This is a genomic window from Parabacteroides gordonii MS-1 = DSM 23371 (assembly GCF_000969825.1).
Lineage (GTDB): Bacteria > Bacteroidota > Bacteroidia > Bacteroidales > Tannerellaceae > Parabacteroides > Parabacteroides gordonii.
Genome location: NZ_KQ033919.1, coordinates 3194930 through 3214250, shown reverse-complemented (window position 1 = coordinate 3214250; position 19321 = coordinate 3194930). Strand labels below are relative to the sequence as shown.

Below are 19321 nucleotides of genomic sequence, written 5' to 3'. Positions count from 1 at the left end.
TTATCAGAATTCGAACCGGAAACCTGCTCCCAGTCCAATGATTACCGAGTTTTCAGTGCGGATACTTACCGGTTGGTCATTATCGAAATAGTAAGAGATACGAGGTTCCAGATAGATGCTCCAATCCCGGTGAAGACGATAGGAAACACCCGCTGATCCGTTCAGCGACCACTGGACACCGGAAATACCTTTTTTCTCGACCAAGGTCTCTACTCCGCTAAGAGAAAATTCTTCCTGTGTTTGTTTCGACCTCAGGCCTTTTTCAAGCATCACACCGCCTGACATATATATATTCCATTTCGGATTACTCCATAGTTTAACAACCAGATTGACCGGTACACCCAAATAATGAAGATTCAACCGGGAGTTGTAAGAAGTCTTGCCGCCTCTGGTCATGCGCGATGCCAGATAAGTATACACCAGCCCTGTTTCCACCCCGATATATCGACTGAGATCTTTCCGGACAGTCACCCCGAAAGATAGCGGCAACGAACAATCGATATCGCCATACTCTTCAGCCGGGATCATGCCGTTATTAGTAAAAGGAGGCTCGACTTCCGGCGGAGGAAGAGGTATTCCGGGTCCGATACTATTATTCATGTCGCCATAGATAGCATCATCACTACTCCCCAATAAATTAAGAGAAACATCTCCCCCTGTCCCAAACGAGGCATTTACCGACCAGTCCTTTTTTTCCTTCTTTCTTTCCGGAGAAACAAACCTGTATTTTTTCGATTCATAGTGGTTCAAATCCATTTGCTTCCCCGGCTTCTTTTTCTCCTCTTTTTTAGTGTCCGTAGCAGGCTTATTAACTGTATCATCCGTATCCGGTACCACTTCCGGTTGCAAGGCTGTAACCTCTTCTTCCGGTTGTTCAGTAATATTTACAACAGGTTGTTTTACAGATGCAACGGCAACCAGTTTCTTCGTTCCGACCGCTTTGTCAACAGGAGGAATCACTTCTTCCGGAGATACTTCAGGAACAGCAGGAGTTATTTCTTCTGTGAATGAAGAAACTTCCTGTTCATTTATCTTGTCGCTCAGTTTCTCCTCCATCTGAAAAGGGAGAAGCAAAAGTATTACAGCCACGGCAGCAGCCACAGAACTACCGATCCACCATACGAAATTCCGCTGACGGGACTTCATACGAGGCTCGATCTCCTCCCAGCAAAGATCATCAACTGGCAACCGGTGATCCTCCAGTTTCCACTTCATGAATTCGCTGAAATCATCCAACTGTTCTCTATGATCTGTATCACTGCGCATTTTCATGCATAATTAATGATTGAACACTTTTCTGTAACACTTTCCTGGCACGGATAAACTGCGTCCGCGAAGTTACTTCGCTGATATGCAACATCTCCGCTATCTCACTATGAGAGTAACCCTCTATGGCATAGAGGTTAAACACCGTTCTGTAACCATTCGGCAGACGAGCAATACAGGCATGCAGGTCGTCGGCGGATAAACGGTCAAGTACCGATACATCCACCTCATCCGGAAATTCCCCGCACTCGTCAAAATTAACGCTCAACCGGATTGCATCGTTTTTCCTGAGATATTCGAGGGCAGTCGTAACAAACACCCTCCTCACCCATCCGGGAAAAGCCCCGGTACCGGTATAACTACCGATCTTGGTGAATATCTTGATAAATCCGTCTTGCAACAAGTCGCGGGCCGTTTCCCTGTTATTTACGTACCGCATACATACGCTCATCATGGCAGGGGCATACAGCTCGTACACTTCCTTACGAGCCCACGACTCCCCACGCTTGCATCCGGCAATTAACAGCTGTTCGTCCATAGGTAATATTACTCTCTATTTGTATGATGAAAACACCCCTTCGAAAGTTGCAACAACAATGAAGAAAATACAAAATAAATATTTTTTAGAGAAAAACCAATAGAATAAATACCTTATTTTAAAGTAAATAGTCTATCTTAGCGACAATAAAATGATGTTGTGTATGAAGCGGGGATATTTTATAATTATAGCACTGGTAGCATGTGTTTTTTGTGGTCATGCTCAGTCCACTATGGACTTTGTTCTTAACCGTGAAGGGAAGGTTACAGCCGTACCCAAGTTCAAAGAATTTGACTTTAAGATTCCGGAATTTTCATACAAGACATATACACCGTCCATCAGGACAGATCTTGAGAAAAAACTCAGGGAGTTCACTCCCGACTTCCCTCCCCAGGTAGACGAACGTCCGATGGATATGCAGGTATTATCTCTTGCTTACCGTCCTTTCTTTAATGTATTTGCTCCGATGATACGCCGCGTATCACCGATGGCATTCGATTTCCAGGAATTTGAATTCACCCCGATAAACGAAAAAACCGGAGTGCTGACAGTAGGCGAACAATATACCTGGCCCGGCGCAGGCGGTATCACCCGGATCAGTTCATCGTTGGTATGGCAGCAGGATCGTTGGACACTGACGGGGGGCGCCTTTGCCGGACGATACTTTACACCGTTCAATCCCAGCCCCGACTTTATGGGTGGATTCAATGCAACTGCCAGTTATGAGGCAACCGATTGGCTGACTCTCAGAGGCTGGGGACAATACACCTTTTACGAGAAAAGGGAGCGGAGCAATCCGCAAATGCTGCTGAACCCGTTTTATAATCACACGAGCGTAGGTGGCGCCTTCGAATTCAAAGTGAAAGAGGATTTCGGCATCGGTGTCGGTGTAAACTTCGAATACAATCCTTGGAGCAGGCGGATGGATCCCCAGTTCCTCGTCTACCCTGCATTAAAAAACAAAAATATACGAATCGGATTTAATTGATTTATTCTTCGTAGATCATCTTCTTTGTCATACCTCCGTCGACTGTGATATTCTGTCCGTTAATGAAATCATTTTCAGGAGCGGCCAAGAAAAGACAGGTACTTGCTATATCCGAAGGACGACCTACCCGGCCGGAAGGATGTTGCTTGTGGTCGGCTCGTTTCAATAAATGATATTCCTCGTTTTGTATCCACCCGGGACTGATACAGTTTACCGTGATATTATAGTCGCTGAAAGAGAGAGCCAGTGCATGCGTCAAAGCAACTATTCCGCCTTTGGATGCAGCATACCCCTCCGAACCCGGTTCACTCTGCAGGTAACGGGTGGAAGCAATGTTTATGATCCGCCCGTAACGCTTCTTCCCCTCTTCATTATTCCGGTGAATAGCCAGTGCGCGTGAAGTTATAAACACCGGCCGCAGGTTTGTTGACAGTATCTTATCGAACTGTTCAATACTCGTCTCCACCAATGGAGAAAATTCACTGATACCCACGTTGTTAACAATCACATCCACATCACCCCACATGTTGATAAGTCTGTTCATAACTTCCTGAAGAGCTTTTTCGTCACTTGCATCAGCCTTAAAAAACTGCACGTATGACGGCATAAGGTCACATAAGCGAGCCGCCGCTTTTTCGTCGGTATCACAAAAAGCCACCCGGGCTCCCATTTTACAAAATGCAGATACAATAGCCTCCCCTATGCCCCTGGCACCACCGGTCACAAAAACTCTCTTACCATCCATGATGCTTTGTGTTAGATTGTAATTTGCAAAGATAAGAAAAGATGACAGTTTGTTCCAAGAAATACTTTTTTCTTGCCGGAATGATATGTTAAAATATATTAGTCGCAATACTAATTCAAATTAGTGGCTATATTAATCGCGATTAGTCGCTATACTAGTGTCATTTTGATAGTCGGCCTGAGCAGCGTCGTACGGGTAGAAAGAAAGGCTTCCTGCCTCTGCCGGTGAGATTGTTAATTCATCAGAGATAAAAAAAGGGCTGGAATAATTACTTATATTTGCATATAGAAATACTATAATATATGATTGGAACCGAATTATTTAAGGAAGTATCGCCACTATCTTCCAAAGATTGTTTTATCGTTATCGAGCGTCTGAAATCGACATTTAATTTCCCCATTCACGTACACCCGGAATATGAATTAAACTTCATTGAACATGCCAAAGGCGCACAACGCATAGTAGGCGATTCCGTTGAAACGATTGGCGACGACGAGTTGGTTTTAGTAACGAACCCGAAACTGGAACACGCATGGGTAAACCACGAATGCAAATCACAAAATATACATGAGATCACCATTCAGTTCCACCGTTCGTCGCTACCGGAAGAAATGTTGGAGAGAAGCCAGTTCCAAAGCATCAAAGTGCTTTTCGAACGGGCACAGAAAGGAGTTGTATTCGGTACACAGGCGATCAACAAAGTCCGCCCTTTACTAAAGACCATCACTTGCGAAACGGACGGGTTTTACTCGGTGATGAAGTTGTTGATGATCCTGCATGAACTCTCTATTTCGGAAGACATACGGGAACTGGCCAGCCACTCGTTCATCCGCCAGGAAAAACCACACGAAGAAGACCCGCGTATCAACAAGATCCTCGACTACCTGAATAAGAATTACGATCAACAGGTACGCCTGTCGGACGTGGCCGACCTGATCAACATGAGCGAACCCTCCTTTTGCCGGTATATCAAGCAGCGAACATCCAAAAGCTTCGTGGATTTCCTGACGGACATCCGCCTGGGGTTTGCCATACGTGCCCTAATCGACTCGTCGCAATCGGTGGCTGAGATAGGATATGCCTGTGGCTTTAACAACCTGTCGAACTTCAACCGGATATTTAAAAAGAAAAAAGGTATGCCGCCTACTGAGTTCAGGGAGAATTACAGAAAAAAGAAGGTAATTGTTTAGTTCAGCCCTGATAAAATAACTAATTTCGCGAAACTAAATAAAATAACAAAAAAGACACATACCATGAAAAAGGGTTTATTTACAGCACTTGCGCTGTTACTGATCGTTTTCAGTTTTTCCTCTTGCCAAAAGACTGAGACTGTCAAAGTTTTGCAATTTAATATCTGGCAGGAAGGCACCGTAGTGGAGAATGGATTCAATGCCGTTGCCGACGAGATTATCCGCAGCGATGCCGATTTCGTCACATTAAGCGAAGTACGCAACTACCACAACACCCGTTTTTGCGACCGTATCGTTGAAGCGTTGAAAGAACGCGGACAAACCTATTATTCATTCTATACCGAAGACTCCGGTTTGTTAAGCCGCTATCCGATCACCGACAGCAGCACCGTTTATCCCCTGAACGATGACAGAGGAAGCATCTACCGCCTGGTGGCAAAAAAAGGAAACCAGGAGTTTGCCGTATACACCGCGCATCTGGACTACCGCAACTGTGCCTATTACGATGCCCGCGGATATGACGGGAATAACTGGGAGAAAATAGAACCGATTAACGACCTCGACTCTATCCTGGTGCTGAACCGTGCTTCTGTGAGAGACGACGCCATCGCCCGTTTCGTCAGCACTGCTGAAAAAGACAAGGCTGCCGGCCGTATCGTCATTCTGGGTGGCGACTTCAACGAACCTTCCCACCTGGACTGGACGGAAGCAACCAAAGACATGCGCGATCATTACGGCCTGGTTGTTCCCTGGGACGTTTCCGTCATACTGGAAAAAGCAGGATATAAGGACGCATACCGTGAAAAGTACCCCGACCCTGTTACCCATCCGGGATTTACCTGTCCGGCAGACTGTCCCGATATCGACCTGAAAAAACTGGTTTGGTCGCCCGAAGCCGACGACCGCGACCGTATCGACTTCATCATGTATTCACCGTTCGAAGGCCTTACCCTGACCGATATGACCATTGTCGGCCCCAAAGGCGATATCCTGCGCGGCGAACGGGCTACAGAAAAGACAGCCGACCCGATCATCGCTCCCCTGGGTACCTGGCCTACCGACCATAAGGCCGTACTGGCAACATTCCAGCTCACAAAATAATCTCTGAAAAATGAAAGACACACACAAATACGGCGGTTTAGCCTTACTTCCGGCAGGGATAGCCTGTTTCATCTTTTTCCTTTACACCTGTCCCTACCATCTGCTTCACAAAGAGCAGACTACACTCTTTGTCTACACAACAGAGGCTTTATCCTCCTACCTGGATAAGCCCGCCGTATTATCGTGTCTTGCCGGGGAATTCCTGACGCAGTTTTTCCTGACTCCCGTAATGGCATCCGCCCTGATGGGAACTGTTATGCTTTTACTGGGACTGACTTTTTATACCGTGTTGCGCAAATGGATGAACGGCTGGCTGGCCGTCGTTCCTGCCATTCTCATAATGGGGTGGGAAGTTCTGCGCTCCTGCGGTTTGCTTTACCCGCTGTCCTCTACCCTTTCACTGATTGGCGGCGGTTGTTTATTCCTGCTCTACGACCTGATAAAGAACAGGTACCTGCGTATCGGTTTCGGATTTATCGGGATAATTGCAGGTTACTGGCTGTTCGGGTACGGAGCGTTTATCTTTGTATTGCTCCTGTTAATATCTTCCCTTATCAGCAAAAAAGATATTATATGGGCCGGGGTGATGATACTGGGAGCGATAGCCCTACCCGGGGCGTTCAGTAAAACTTACCTGCTGACCTATCCGCAAGCCAGCCAATATCCGGCAACCGACTGGTGGAACACCCCCAACCCATTATACGAACGTTTACTGGGATTAGATTTTGAAGCGGAAGCCGGGCATTGGGACAAAGTCAGAAAACTGGCTTATCCGGACGAACGCATCAGCGCTTGCAGCTACTATTACAACCTGGCTAACGCAGCCGAAAACAAACTACCCGAAGGACTGATGAATTATTACCAGCCGGGAGTAGAAGGCTTGTTTATCCCGATAAGCCCCAACTCGTCTTACCTCTCCTCCCTTTATGCCAACGAAGTGTGGTTCCATCTGGGTGATATGACGATGGCGGAACATGCCACCATACTGGGCATGATCTTCTCGCCTAACCATACAGGCAGCCGGATGGTTAAGCGCCTGGCAGAGATCAACCTGATAAACGGCGATGAGGAAGCCGCCATGAAATACCTCCGTATCCTGTCAAACACCCGTTTCTACAACCAGTGGGCAAAAGACAGAATTCCCGGAAAAGAAAGTGAAGCGGTCAGGCAATGGCTAAAAAACAAGCGGGCTTTCATCCCCCAGTCGGACACCATACGCATATCCACCACCGATGTAGCCAAATCGCTCCGCCTCCTGCTCGAAAGCAATCCTGACAATGGGATGGCGCGCGACTATCTCCTTTGCCTGCATCTACTGGCTAAAAACTTCCCCGGCTTTCTGGAAGACTATGTTGGAGAAGCCGGAAAAGCCCCCAAACGCTTATATGCCGAAGCCCTGATGATCGACCTGGTACGCCGTCAGGCCACCGGAGACGAGATACGGGAAACGATCGTCGATCCTTCCGTCGTACAGGATTTCAAAGAATATACCCGGCTGCATCAGCAATCGAAAGGAAACCCGCAGGCGCTGGTCGGTAAATACGGGAAAACATACTGGTTCTATTATCATTTTGCACAAAACCAATAAAGGAGAATGAAGATGATCGACAAAATAAAAAAACAGCTCCGGCTGATCTTGCTACTGGCATGTACGGCATGTGTCTCCCAACCCGAACAGGTGACGGAAGTCGGCGAACCGGCTCCGATCTATCCGGACTATACGGATGTAACCATCCCCTATAACATTGCACCTTTGAACTTCTTGCTCCGCAACGAAGCTACAGCCTTGCAGGTCACTGTCAGCGGACAGAAAGAGAGCCTGACGGTGACAGGTAGCCGGAAAGCCTGTTTCCCGCTCCGCAAATGGAAAGACCTGCTGGAAGCGGAGAAAGGGCAGACGCTGACAGTTAAAGTGACCGCCCGGATAGACGGCAAGTGGCTGCAATATCCGGCGTTTACCTGGCAGGTCGCTGCCGAAAAGATAGACGGTTTTATAAGCTACCGGTTGATAGAACCGGGTTATGAAGTATGGAATACCATCCAGTTGCGCGAACGTAATATCGAGAACTTTGAAGAAAAGGTGATTGCCGATAACAACCTGGCAGACGGCAACTGCATGAACTGCCATATCTACGGGAAGCAGGACGGCAACCTCTCCTTATTCCACCTGCGCGGAAAAGACGGCGGTACGATCCTGAACCGCAACGGCGACTTGCGTAAGCTCTCGCTGAAAGACGAACGGATGGTATCCGGTGCCGTCTACGGTGATTTCCATCCGTCGGGACGTTACGGGGTATTCTCTTCCAACATCATCATCCCGGCCTACCACGCCCAGGATAACAAACGCTTGGAAGTGTACGACACCGCTTCCGATCTGGCGATCGCCGACTTCGACAACAATAAGATGATCATAGCCCCCCAGATTGCCCGGAAAGATGTTTACGAAACCTTCCCGACCTTCTCGGCAGACGGGAACTGGGTTTATTATTGCGCTTCTCCTGCGGTGGAACTCCCCGACAGCATCCACCAACTCAAATACTCCCTCTGCCGCATCGCCTTCGATGCCGGAAAAGGGGAATGGGGCAACCAGATCGACACACTCTGGAACGCCGAAGAGCATAACGCCTCCGTTTGTTTCCCCAAAGCTTCCCCCGATGGCCGCTACCTGCTCTATTCGGTAGCCGACTACGGCACCTTCCCCATCTGGCACAAGGAGACAGACCTGAAACTCATGGATCTGCAAACAGGAGAGATCGACCCGTTGACGGCAGTCAATTCCGACCGCTCCGACACCTATCACAGCTGGTCGTCAAACAGCCGTTGGTTCGTTTTCGCCAGCAAACGGGGCGACGGGCAATACGGGAAACCTTATTTCGCCTATATCGCCCCCGACGGTACGGCCGGCAAACCTTTCGTCCTGCCGCAGAAAGATCCGGAACATTATGACAACACTTTCAAATCGTACAACATACCGGAGTTATCCTCCACCTCCGTACCTTTTGATGCCGCAGACATCCGCCGGGTGTATCAGAAAACAAAAGTGGAAGAATTCACTCCGTCACGATAATATTTGTACCCGACCTTATCGGCAAAGGCTGCTGTGCTTTTTACAGAAAGCATGGCAGCTTTTGCAAAAAAGCCTTACACCTTTTTTCCTACTATGCCAGACTCATACTATCTTTCACCGCACAGCCTACAATAAGCCCTAAAGAACTCCCCAAGCAATACAACGCCCACACCGAATACCATTCACAAATCAATGTTATACAACACAATACGAATTTACCTCAACCTGATAAAATCTTAACAACGGAGAGTCTCTCCCTTTTAGATTTCTTATGAACATTTTCCACTATTTTCAGTAAATAAAGGCTAAAGTCAGATATCCTGTTGATGGATATTTTGATAAATAATCATTACTAATAGCAAAAATCATACTTGATTTAGCCTGCTCCGTCCCCCTACCTTTGTAACGAGTAAAACACACATTGAATTAATCTTATAAACACACATTATGAACAGAAAACTAGCTTTCTCTTTATTGCTGGGCGCTTTCGCACTCTCCAGTTGGGCACAGCAAGCAGGTACGGTGAAAGGTACAGTAAAAGACGCGGACAACAATCCCGTCATCGGAGCAACAGTTGTTGTAAAAGGAACCACGCAAGGAACCACAACCGATATCGATGGTAATTATACCATTCATGTCGCACCGGGTCAGGTTCTTGAATTCTCTTATGTAGGTATGCAGCCTTCCAGCGTGACGGTCGGCAACAGCAATGAGATCAATATCACGATGGCCGACGGCGAACTGCTGGACGAAGTGGTCGTTATCGGTTACGGTACGGTAAAGAAAAGCCACCTGACAGGTGCCGTCTCCTCGGTCTCGGCTAAAGACTTGCAAGCCAGCGTTGCACGTAGCGCTTCTTCCGCGCTGCAAGGACGTATTGCCGGGGTTACCGTATCGACACCGAACGGACAGCCCGGTGAAGGGATGAATATTAACATCCGTGGTATCAGTTCCATGAGCTCCACCACGCCGCTGTATGTGATCGACGGCGTATATGGCGATATTAATATGGTAGATCCTTCGGACATCCAGTCGCTGGAAGTATTGAAAGATGCATCTGCCGCCTCTATCTACGGTTCGCGGGCAGCTAACGGGGTAGTCCTGATCACGACAAAGGGCGGACGCCTGGAAACACCGACCCGTATCTCTGTCGATGCGTATACCGGTATCCAGTCCGTTGCCAAATATATAGATGTAATGGATGGGAACCAGCTCCGCGACTTTGCTAAAGCAACGGGCTACAGTACGGCCGACGAGCTGATCAACTGGAACGGCGGTAAAGGTACCGACTGGCAGAAAGAGCTTTACAGCACAGCGATGGTAAGCAAAGTTGCCCTGAACGTATCGGGCGGTAACAAGACTTCCACCTACAACCTGTCGGGCAGCTACCTGAAACAAGACGGTATCGTGAAAACCACCGGCTACGAAGCCTGGAACATCCGCGCAAAAAACACCTTCTCTTTGTTCGACAACCATGTGCGCATGGGTTCCACCATCATGATGAAGTTCTGGCAAAAAGATAAAGAGAGTGTCTCTTTCACTTCTCCCCTGACTGCTGTCCCTATGTGGAAGCCGTATGATGAAAACGGTGAGTGGGGACAGGCGCCAACTTGGACACGCGGTGACAACCCGGTGGGCTGGGCCGAAGCACACGATATCCAGAACCACGGTACAGACATCCTGCTGAACGGTTTTGCAGAGGTAGACCTCGGTCTGAAAGGGCTTAAATATAAATTCAACGTCGGTATCAACAAATATACACGCCGCAACTACAACTATACGGTTCCTTACGTATTCAGTTCCACTTCCCAGAACCCCGATTACCAATTGGGCGAAGATACCAGCTGGCAGAACGAGTGGCTGATCGAGAACACGATCAATTACGACAATACATTCGGCGACCATACCGTTTCCGGACTGGTAGGTTACTCCTCACAGAAGAACAGCCAGCGCGGATTTGGAGCCAGCCGCCGGGATCTGCCCGAAGGACTGAACACAATCGGTGCCGGTTCCGTTTCCACACAGACCACCAGCGGAAGCGCCTGGGCTAACACGATGATCTCTATGTTCGGACGTGTCATGTATTCGTATGCCGACCGCTATATGTTATCGGCCTCTATCCGCCGCGACGGTTCTTCCAAGTTTGCCGACGGCCACCGTTGGGGTACTTTCACCTCCGCCTCTGTGGGTTGGAACGTGATGAACGAAAGCTTCTTCGAGAATGCCCGCGAGCTGATGAACGAACTGAAAGTACGTGCCAGCTACGGTACGCTCGGTAACCTGAACGGTATCGGCAACTATGCCACCCAGTCGGTTGTTGGGACAGGCTTGAACAACGTGATGGGTTCCTCTCTCTGGGAAGGAGCGATCACCGGTGTAAACTGGGTTTCCCCGTCCAACGTGACCTGGGAAAAGACAAAGACGATCAATATCGGTCTGGATATGGGCATCCTGAACAACAAGTTTACGTTGAGCGCGGATTACTTTATCCAGAAAACGGAGGATATGTTGCTGTCGATGCCTCAGCCGGGTAGCTTCGGATTAGGTGAAACTCCGGTCGTTAACGCCGGTACGGTGGAGAACAAAGGATTGGAACTCTCCATCAAGCACCGCAACAACATTGGCGAACTTTATTACCAGGTAGGCGTTAACGCTTCCTTCATTAAAAACGAGCTGACCAAGGTTAACGGTTCACGCGACGAATGGACAGGTTTCAACCCGCACGACAAAGGGGCTATCACCTATGCAAAGACAGGATATCCGATCGGTTATTTCAACATCATCAAGACCGACGGTATCTTCCAGACCCAGGAAGAGATCAATGCCTACGTCAATAAGGATGGCAATATGATCCAACCAAACGCGCAACCGGGTGACCTGAAATACGTGGACTTCAACGGTGACGGTAAAATCGACAACCTCGACCGCCAGGACTGCGGTAGCGCCTTCCCGAAAGTGACGCTGGGTATTAACCTGGGTGCGGAATGGAAAGGGTTCGACCTCAACCTGTTCTTCGACGGGAACTTCGGCAACAAGATCTACAATGCACAATACTTCTCGACTGTTTACAACGAAGTGACAGCCAACCAGTACGCCGAACGTGCCAAGAGCTGGACTGAAAACAACCGCAATACAGATATTCCACGCTATGTATCCGGCAACGACAACAACGGTACGAACTGGGGATATACAGACCGCTGGCTCGAAAACGGTTCATTCCTCCGCCTGAAAACACTGGAATTCGGTTACACATTGCCTAAAGGACTGGTTTCGAAAGCGAAAATGCAGAGCCTGAGAGTGTATACGGCGATGGAGAACCTGTTCACCATCACCAGCTACAAAGGATATACTCCCGACCTGGGTGTTGCCGACAGCGAATCGAGCATCATGACACGCGGTTGCGACGACGGCCGTTATCCTTCGGCACGCACCATTACTTTCGGTCTGCAATTGAACTTCTAATTTAAACACGTAAAATCTAAAACGATATGAAAATGAATATCAAGAAATATATAGTATCGCTGGCATTGGTTCCAATGCTCATGACTTCCTGCAGCGACAGCTTCCTGAATGAAGTCAACCCCAACAATCAGACCCCTTCGACATTCTGGGTGAATGAAACGAACGTGATGAAAGGTTTGTCTGCCGCCTACAATCCGATACGCCGCATGAGCTGGGGGTATTACGGTGGTTATGAAGGCATCCTGCATTACCAGATGAGAGCCGACGATATGTATCCTACCCGCGGCGAAGAAGCCGGTATCTGGGAAACGCTGGCTTTCACGAACACACCGAACACGGGAAACGGCTGCTGGGAATATATATACAAAGGTATCCAGCTGGCCAACGAGTTCCTGTACAGAGCACCTAATGCAGAGATGGACAAAGCCAAGCTGGATCAGCTTTTAGGCGAGGCTTATTGCCTGCGCGGTTTCTGGTATTTCCGGGTACGCACCGATTTCAATGAAGGCGTACTCCGTACTTTGCCACAGGATGCCGATCCAGAAGCTCACCCGCTATCGACACCGGAAGCTATCCTGGATCAGGCGATTGCCGACTTGAAAGAGGCGAAAAGCCGCCTGCCTAAAACCCGTCCTACCGACGAAGCGGGACGTGTTACCCAAGGCACCGCGATCGCCCTCCTGGGGAAAGCTTATCTCTGGAAAGGCGACTATGCAGCCGCTAAAGCCGAACTAGAAACAATAATGAATGGTTACGGCTACGACCTGATGGCAAATTACGAAGATAACTTCCGCGACGATACCGAATTCAACCAGGAGTCTGTCTGGGAAATTAACTTCGAAGCTTTCGGCGACTCCGGGGATGCCTGGGGCAGCAGTACGGGCGACAATGCTTTTATGGGTAACGTGATCGGCCATTATTTCGGCCCGACACTGAAAGGTGGAGCCGGAACGGGTCTGAACCAAGGTGGCGGCTGGTATAAAATGCATCCATCCCCCTTCCTGGTCAAACAGTTTATTGCAGAACCCCGCCCTTCAGGCTCCGACAGCAAATGGGACAAACGTCTATATACGACCTGTTTCTTCAAGTATTCCGATTATAACGATACGAAAGCAGATGAGACATTCTTCGACTCGTTCCCGTTCGATAGCATTTACAAATATACGGTTCTCCCCGAAGGTGACGACAAATACCGGATCAAGAGCGGTATGAGTCCCGCTTATCCCGATATCGAAGGTAAAGAAGGACGCTTCCTGATGAAAAAGCATACACCCTGGTGGAACAAAGCCGGATGTACCATGTACTCAAACAATGCAGGACGTATCACGAATTACCGCATCATGCGTTTCGCTGAAGTCTTATTCCTTCACGCAGAGGCTTGCCTGGAAACCAGCGACAATGCAACTGCGATGAGAGATATCAACCGGATACGCGTTCGTGCCGGCTTGCCGGAAAAACAGTTGGGAGACAAAGGGGCGATCATGGAAGAACTTCGTAACCAGAAGTTGTTGGAGTTTGCCGGCGAGAATGTCCGTTGGGACGATATGATCCGCTGGTACGGTTTCGACGAATTGAAATCGATCATGCAGGCCCGCAAAACGGACACAAAGGTATGGGAGCCGATCTGGGGCAGCGACGGAAGCGGCGGACAGGTTATCACCGGATACCGTTTTACCGGAGAGATCGTTGATACCCAGAACTTCAGTAACTTCCAGAAAAAGCACATGTATTTCCCGATCCCGCAAAGTGAAGTGGACGCGAACCTGAATCTGGATCAAAAGACAGATTGGCAATAAAAACAGCAAACAAGATTAAAGACCATGAAAAGGGGCGAACAGTACGCTTTGTCCCTTTTCTTTTGAAAAACACAGGCTTATGAAAACATCCGGCATATATATCTTCTCGCTCTTCTCTTTTATCATGGGCGTCACTGCATGTAGTGACAACGATGAGGTAGATTGCAGGGGCGCGATACAGACCATACAGACACAGTTGCAGGAAAGCGATTTGTTGAAATCCTCGGCAGTCGAAGGAGACAACTATGTACTGAGTTTCGAAACGAAAACCGTAGAACTTCCGGCCAACACCGTTCAAAGCTTGACAACCAATCCTGACGAATGGAAGTCGATACTGACATTCATCGACGGCAGCAGCTACACGATACCGAGCGTAGGCACTTCGATCGACAAGCTGGTCACCAATGTGATTGTCAACCCTTCAGGGTATAACCCGTTATCCGCCTATGCGGTCATGAACCTACCGGCACTGGGGCGTATGAAAATGATTGTCCACAGTAAAGATGGACACCGCACGCCGGACATCGAATATTTCTTCAAGAGCATTGAAAAAGGACAGACTGTGACTATCCTGGGGTTATACCCGGATTATAAGAATAAGGTCACACTGGTTTACACCGACAAGGACGGGAAAGAGCGTGCCCGCTCTACCATCCATATCCAAACGGAGAAACTTAAAAACCCGAACCTCCCTAAAAAGACAAATGTCGTAACCGCCGATATATCCCGGATGGAACCGGGCATGAACCTGATCAGTTCCCCCGGAGAGTCGGAAGCCGACACAGCCATCCCTTATATGATAGATGCCGACGGGGAGATCCGTTGGACGCTCGACTGGGTGAACCATCCGGAGTTGAACCATATAGACATCGGTTGCGGGTTGTCGCGCATGAAAAGCGGTAACTACCTGCACGGAGACGGCTACAGGGATAAACTGGTAGAAGTAAACACCCTGGGCGAGATCGTGAAAAGCTGGGACTTGCGGGCGATGGGGTATTCTTTCCACCATGATGTCGCCGAGAATGCGGACGGTAAGTTACTGGCCACTGTCAGCAATATATCCGCCAAACTGGCGAATGGGAAAGACATCCGTTACAACGACTATATGATCGAGCTCGATCCGGTAAAAAGCCAGATCACACAGGTTTGGGATTTGGCCGCCATGATCGACTCCTCCCGTTACCAACTGACAGACCCCAGCCTACCGGGAGCCGCATTCGGACAGACACAATCCAATTGGGCGCACAACAACGCACTCATCGGGATAGGCAACGATTATCTTGCAACGATCCGTTTCCAGGGAGTATGCAAGTTCAACCATGCCGGCGGTGTGAAATGGATCATTTCACCTCACCAGGGCTGGCGTGATAAATATCAGAACCTGTTGCTGAAACCGTTACACGCCGACGGCAGTCCCATCACCGACCCGGATGTAATTGCCGGAGTAAAAAGCGGGGATGACTTCGACTGGCCCTGGGGAGCACATACCGCCGTCCCGTTACCTAACGGGAATGTCATGGTATTCGATAACGGGTACGGACGCAACTTCGTACTGGCACGCTTCGACGACCAATCGCTTTACAGCCGTGCCGTCGAATATGAGGTTAACGAGGAACAACGTACGGTCAGACAGGTATGGCAATTCGGCAAGGAAGGCGGCCACAAATATTATGCACCGGCCAGGTCGGGGGTACAGTATCTGCCGCAAACGGGCAACCGCCTGTTCTGCCCCGGCATGGAAAATAACCTGAGCGACGGCAGCACTGGCGGACGTGTCGTAGAAATCGACCCGGCCACCGGGCAAGTGATTTTCGAACTGGAAATATCTTACGCCGTTTATCAACGTGCGAGACGTATCACTTTATATCCGGATAATCTATAAAAACGATCTATGAACACTCTTTTTAAACAAAGACTACATGCGTTGCAGCAACAGTATGAAACATTGTTGCAACGACAAAATACTCCTCTGGAAGATACCAACAGTATTGTTCGCCGATATACATTTCCGGTTGTCACGAACGGTCATATCCCGCTGGAATGGCGGTACGACCTGAACCCGGTAACCAACCCGTTCTGTCTCGAGCGGATCGGCGTGAATGCCTGTATGAACTCCGGCGCGATCAAATGGAACGGTAAATATCTGTTGATGGTGCGGGTGGAAGGCTGGGATCGGAAATCCTTCTTCGCCATTGCTGAAAGTCCGAACGGGGTGGATAACTTCCGGTTCTGGGAACGCCCTGTCGATCTACCGGACATCGACCCAGCGGAAACCAACGTATACGATATGCGCCTTACGGCACACGAAGACGGATGGATATACGGTATCTTCTGCAGTGAACGCCATGATCCGGACGCTCCTCCGGGGGATCTGTCCGCCGCTGTGGCAAAGGCCGGGATTGTCCGCACCAAAGATCTGGTCGACTGGGAAAGGTTACCGGATCTGCAGACCAGGAGCCAGCAACGCAACGTTGTCCTGCATCCAGAGTTTGTCTATGGCAAATACGCCTTGTACACTCGTCCGCAGGATGGATTTATCGCAGCAGGCAGCGGTGGTGGCATAGGCTGGGCACTTATAGACGACATGGCTGATGCCCGGGTTCTCTCTGAACTGATTATCGATAAACGCTACTATCATACAATCAAAGAGGTTAAAAATGGGGAAGGTCCGCATCCCATCAAGACGTCCGAAGGCTGGTTGCATCTGGCCCACGGAGTCAGGGCATGTGCCGCCGGGCTTCGTTATGTACTATACCTGTATATGACGGCTCTGGACGACCCCACAAAGGTTATCGCACAGCCCGGCGGCTATTTTTTGGCACCTAAAGGGGATGAACGTGTAGGGGACGTATCCAACGTCTTGTTCTCCAACGGATGGATTGCCGATGAGGATGGAACGGTTTTCATTTATTACGCTTCCTGCGATACACGGATGCATGTAGCGGTTTCTACCGTAGATCTACTGGTGGACTACTGCATGAACACGCCGCAAGACGGCTTACGGTCTGCCGCATCCGTCGCCAGGATTAACGAATTGATCGACCGTAACAAAGAATACAAAGAAAGATAGTATCCGCTCCGGTTTGCTCATGGTGTTAGAGCCGGAGCGCTCATGCCGTATGCTCCGAGGCACTCATGCTGCATGCTCCGAGGCGAGCATACGACATGTTCCGAAGCGAGCATGCAGCATGCTCAATTATATTCATACAAAAGTCCGGGGATAAATAAAAGGGTTATTACCTTTACCGGATCAATAAAAAAAGGATCACATTATCATGAAAACATTGAAAGCACTAGGTTTACTTCTTCTGTTATCTTTATTCCCATTCAAAGGGATCAGCCAGGAAAAGGTTGCCAACACGATAAAAGTTATTTCATACAATATATGGAACGGTTTTGAGAAGGACGCGGCACGGCAGGCTCGTTTCACCGAATGGATGAACGCCCAGCAGCCGGATATCGTTGCTTTGGAGGAACTTGTCGACATCAACGAAAAAGATCTTGCAGCACTTGCCGCCTCTTATGGGCATCCGTATGTAGCCATCGTAAAAGAGGAAGGATATCCGGTCGGGCTTACTTCCCGCCAGCCGATCAGGGTGGTAAAGAAACAGGTAGAGGGTTTCTGGCATGGTATGTTGCATGCACAAACGTACGGACTGGATATTATCGTGACACACCTCAGCCCGTTTGAATGGAAATACCGCCTGAAGGAAGCGGAAGCCATCACACACTATATCCGTGAAAACAAGTTGGAGTCGTGTATGGTCATGGGCGATTTCAATGCCTATTCTCCTTTCGATGCTGATGAGGTTGAAACGCACACCCAACTGAAGCAGAATATGCTGGGTTGGGACAAAAGCCACCCCGAATATGGTAATATGCGCGGCGAACGGTTCGATTATTCCGTTTTATCGGAGTTCCTCTCCATCGGTTTCGCCGATCCTGTCAAGATGTTTGTCCCGGCAGCAGAACGTATGTCATATCCTGCCGCCACTTTATACGAATGGCAATGGGGCGATCCGCGTCTGAAGATGCTCGGCGAACGGTTGGATTATATTCTGGTTTCACCTGCATTGGCTCCCAGATGTATTGACGCTACGGTTCATAACGGCAAGGAACTGGAAGGGATTTCGGATCATTATCCGGTTAGTTTGCTTTTGGAATAGCAACCGTAAGGCTATCCACACAGGCTGCCCCCAAGATACCTAATCCACCATCGATATTACAAAATACACGGACAGGTTCTGCCAAACCGATATCGGCCAGGTCATTATTTAGTGAACCGTCATACAAAGATGTCAGTGCGGACAGGTATTTATAATAAGGCTCGGTAATCGTATACAGATACACCCTGACCGAGTCAGGCAAGTACTCTTCCGGCTGGGGAAAGATTGGGTTATGACTATACCATATATTGCTTTCCAGCGTCATTGTATATTCTTTCCCATTAAATAGTTCGTCAGAGAAAGGTCGGCCACCATTTCCTGACAACCAGTCATTCCCCATTACTCTATCCAGAATAGAAATCTTGTTATCGAACACCGGGTCGGAAGAATAATCTATAGATTCACTATGCCAGGTATATCGACCTTTATAGACGGGTGGCTTTTCATAATCTTCATATTCATAATAAGGATATCCTCTGTAAACCATGATAAGATAACAGTTACTAGCGGAAGGTTCATCCCGGAATGTTATTTTATAGCGACTTTGTGTATCTTGACTATTGTAGTCATTTCTAATGAAACTCTCTGCCTTCAAAGAAATCAGATCAGGCTTGAATGGAACTATTTCTTCGGCTACAACACGATTAAATCCTTCTTTCTCCACCTCGATCCTTACCTTATCACCTGAAACCGGAATATAAGACGACACATAATTACCATAAGAATAATAATCGTTTGCATCCATATTTAAGGTCATTTCCTCCTTGAAATGATCGTTTATATACAGGCTCATCCGGGCTTCTAAAAGAAGATTAGGCCTTTTATCCGTGTAAAACCAGGTACGAGACAGAGAAGCCTTCAGTATATCTCCGTTGGAAACAACACTATTCAACACAAGCTTGGGAGTAGGGCGAAGATGCTCGAGATCGACTTCTTTCATACAGGAAGAGGCCAACAACAAGATACACAAGAATAAAACAGGTTTCATATTTACTATCATAA

Annotated in this window: 14 protein-coding genes; 10 read left to right on the top strand and 4 right to left on the bottom strand. The window is 48.6% G+C overall.

What is annotated here, in order from left to right; genetic code table 11:
• Positions 1–3: 3 nt before the first annotated feature.
• Together HMPREF1536_RS12160 and HMPREF1536_RS12155 are read right to left on the bottom strand one after the other, a co-directional pair.
• Positions 4–1272, bottom strand: a complete 1269-nt coding sequence (locus HMPREF1536_RS12160) for a porin family protein (RefSeq protein ID WP_225607942.1) — start codon at positions 1270–1272, stop codon at positions 4–6.
• Positions 1256–1804, bottom strand: coding sequence for an RNA polymerase sigma factor (locus HMPREF1536_RS12155; RefSeq protein ID WP_028729933.1), 549 nt, complete (start codon positions 1802–1804; stop codon positions 1256–1258). Before HMPREF1536_RS12155 ends, HMPREF1536_RS12160 begins: the two co-directional genes overlap by 17 nt.
• 163 nt (positions 1805–1967) lie before the next feature.
• Here HMPREF1536_RS12155 and HMPREF1536_RS12150 point away from each other — a divergent pair, with 163 nt between their 5' ends.
• A complete protein-coding gene (locus tag HMPREF1536_RS12150; RefSeq protein ID WP_028729934.1) occupies positions 1968–2792 on the top strand; it encodes a hypothetical protein in 825 nt (274 codons plus the stop codon).
• A gap of 1 nt (position 2793) precedes the next feature.
• On the opposite strand, the gene HMPREF1536_RS12145 is transcribed toward HMPREF1536_RS12150, so the two are convergent.
• Positions 2794–3537, bottom strand: coding sequence for an SDR family NAD(P)-dependent oxidoreductase (locus tag HMPREF1536_RS12145; RefSeq protein WP_028729935.1), 744 nt, complete (start codon positions 3535–3537; stop codon positions 2794–2796).
• Positions 3538–3839: 302 nt separating this feature from the next.
• Between HMPREF1536_RS12145 and HMPREF1536_RS12140 the strand changes: the two genes are divergently transcribed.
• From HMPREF1536_RS12140 to HMPREF1536_RS12100, 9 genes are all read left to right on the top strand, one after another.
• Positions 3840–4727 (top strand): AraC family transcriptional regulator, encoded by an 888-nt coding sequence (locus tag HMPREF1536_RS12140; protein ID WP_028729936.1) that lies wholly within the window; start codon positions 3840–3842, stop codon positions 4725–4727.
• A 63-nt stretch (positions 4728–4790) separates the two neighbouring features.
• Positions 4791–5828, top strand: coding sequence for an endonuclease/exonuclease/phosphatase family protein (locus tag HMPREF1536_RS12135; protein WP_028729937.1), 1038 nt, complete (start codon positions 4791–4793; stop codon positions 5826–5828).
• A 10-nt stretch (positions 5829–5838) separates the two neighbouring features.
• A complete protein-coding gene (locus HMPREF1536_RS12130; protein ID WP_028729938.1) occupies positions 5839–7416 on the top strand; it encodes a DUF6057 family protein in 1578 nt (525 codons plus the stop codon).
• A 12-nt stretch (positions 7417–7428) separates the two neighbouring features.
• The gene (locus tag HMPREF1536_RS12125) at positions 7429–8895 is read left to right on the top strand and encodes a TolB family protein (RefSeq protein ID WP_199884257.1); all 1467 of its coding nucleotides are present in this window, start codon (positions 7429–7431) and stop codon (positions 8893–8895) included.
• Positions 8896–9342: 447 nt separating this feature from the next.
• Positions 9343–12357, top strand: a complete 3015-nt coding sequence (locus HMPREF1536_RS12120) for a SusC/RagA family TonB-linked outer membrane protein (RefSeq protein ID WP_028729940.1) — start codon at positions 9343–9345, stop codon at positions 12355–12357.
• A gap of 26 nt (positions 12358–12383) precedes the next feature.
• Positions 12384–14153, top strand: a complete 1770-nt coding sequence (locus HMPREF1536_RS12115) for a RagB/SusD family nutrient uptake outer membrane protein (RefSeq protein WP_028729941.1) — start codon at positions 12384–12386, stop codon at positions 14151–14153.
• A gap of 79 nt (positions 14154–14232) precedes the next feature.
• The gene (locus tag HMPREF1536_RS12110) at positions 14233–16035 is read left to right on the top strand and encodes an aryl-sulfate sulfotransferase (protein WP_028729942.1); all 1803 of its coding nucleotides are present in this window, start codon (positions 14233–14235) and stop codon (positions 16033–16035) included.
• Positions 16036–16044: 9 nt separating this feature from the next.
• Entirely contained in the window at positions 16045–17223 is a 1179-nt protein-coding gene (locus HMPREF1536_RS12105) for a glycoside hydrolase family 130 protein (protein ID WP_028729943.1), read from the top strand.
• Between the two features lie 205 nt (positions 17224–17428).
• The gene (locus HMPREF1536_RS12100; RefSeq protein ID WP_028729944.1) at positions 17429–18319 is read left to right on the top strand and encodes an endonuclease/exonuclease/phosphatase family protein; all 891 of its coding nucleotides are present in this window, start codon (positions 17429–17431) and stop codon (positions 18317–18319) included.
• On the opposite strand, the gene HMPREF1536_RS12095 is transcribed toward HMPREF1536_RS12100, so the two are convergent.
• The gene (locus tag HMPREF1536_RS12095) at positions 18300–19319 is read right to left on the bottom strand and encodes a DUF4249 domain-containing protein (protein ID WP_028729945.1); all 1020 of its coding nucleotides are present in this window, start codon (positions 19317–19319) and stop codon (positions 18300–18302) included. The genes HMPREF1536_RS12100 and HMPREF1536_RS12095 overlap by 20 nt on opposite strands.
• Positions 19320–19321 lie beyond the last annotated feature (2 nt).

What these genes read in the sequence shown, in the direction of transcription:
- HMPREF1536_RS12140 (WP_028729936.1), top strand. Translation starts at nt 3,840, where the DNA reads ATGATTGGAACCGAATTATTTAAGGAAGTATCGCCACTATCTTCCAAA.
- HMPREF1536_RS12145 (WP_028729935.1), bottom strand. Translation starts at nt 3,537, where the DNA reads ATGGATGGTAAGAGAGTTTTTGTGACCGGTGGTGCCAGGGGCATAGGG.
- HMPREF1536_RS12110 (WP_028729942.1), top strand. Translation starts at nt 14,233, where the DNA reads ATGAAAACATCCGGCATATATATCTTCTCGCTCTTCTCTTTTATCATG.
- HMPREF1536_RS12150 (WP_028729934.1), top strand. Translation starts at nt 1,968, where the DNA reads ATGAAGCGGGGATATTTTATAATTATAGCACTGGTAGCATGTGTTTTT.
- HMPREF1536_RS12115 (WP_028729941.1), top strand. Translation starts at nt 12,384, where the DNA reads ATGAAAATGAATATCAAGAAATATATAGTATCGCTGGCATTGGTTCCA.
- HMPREF1536_RS12095 (WP_028729945.1), bottom strand. Translation starts at nt 19,319, where the DNA reads ATGATAGTAAATATGAAACCTGTTTTATTCTTGTGTATCTTGTTGTTG.
- HMPREF1536_RS12135 (WP_028729937.1), top strand. Translation starts at nt 4,791, where the DNA reads ATGAAAAAGGGTTTATTTACAGCACTTGCGCTGTTACTGATCGTTTTC.
- HMPREF1536_RS12130 (WP_028729938.1), top strand. Translation starts at nt 5,839, where the DNA reads ATGAAAGACACACACAAATACGGCGGTTTAGCCTTACTTCCGGCAGGG.
- HMPREF1536_RS12125 (WP_199884257.1), top strand. Translation starts at nt 7,429, where the DNA reads ATGATCGACAAAATAAAAAAACAGCTCCGGCTGATCTTGCTACTGGCA.
- HMPREF1536_RS12155 (WP_028729933.1), bottom strand. Translation starts at nt 1,804, where the DNA reads ATGGACGAACAGCTGTTAATTGCCGGATGCAAGCGTGGGGAGTCGTGG.
- HMPREF1536_RS12100 (WP_028729944.1), top strand. Translation starts at nt 17,429, where the DNA reads ATGAAAACATTGAAAGCACTAGGTTTACTTCTTCTGTTATCTTTATTC.
- HMPREF1536_RS12105 (WP_028729943.1), top strand. Translation starts at nt 16,045, where the DNA reads ATGAACACTCTTTTTAAACAAAGACTACATGCGTTGCAGCAACAGTAT.
- HMPREF1536_RS12120 (WP_028729940.1), top strand. Translation starts at nt 9,343, where the DNA reads ATGAACAGAAAACTAGCTTTCTCTTTATTGCTGGGCGCTTTCGCACTC.
- HMPREF1536_RS12160 (WP_225607942.1), bottom strand. Translation starts at nt 1,272, where the DNA reads ATGAAAATGCGCAGTGATACAGATCATAGAGAACAGTTGGATGATTTC.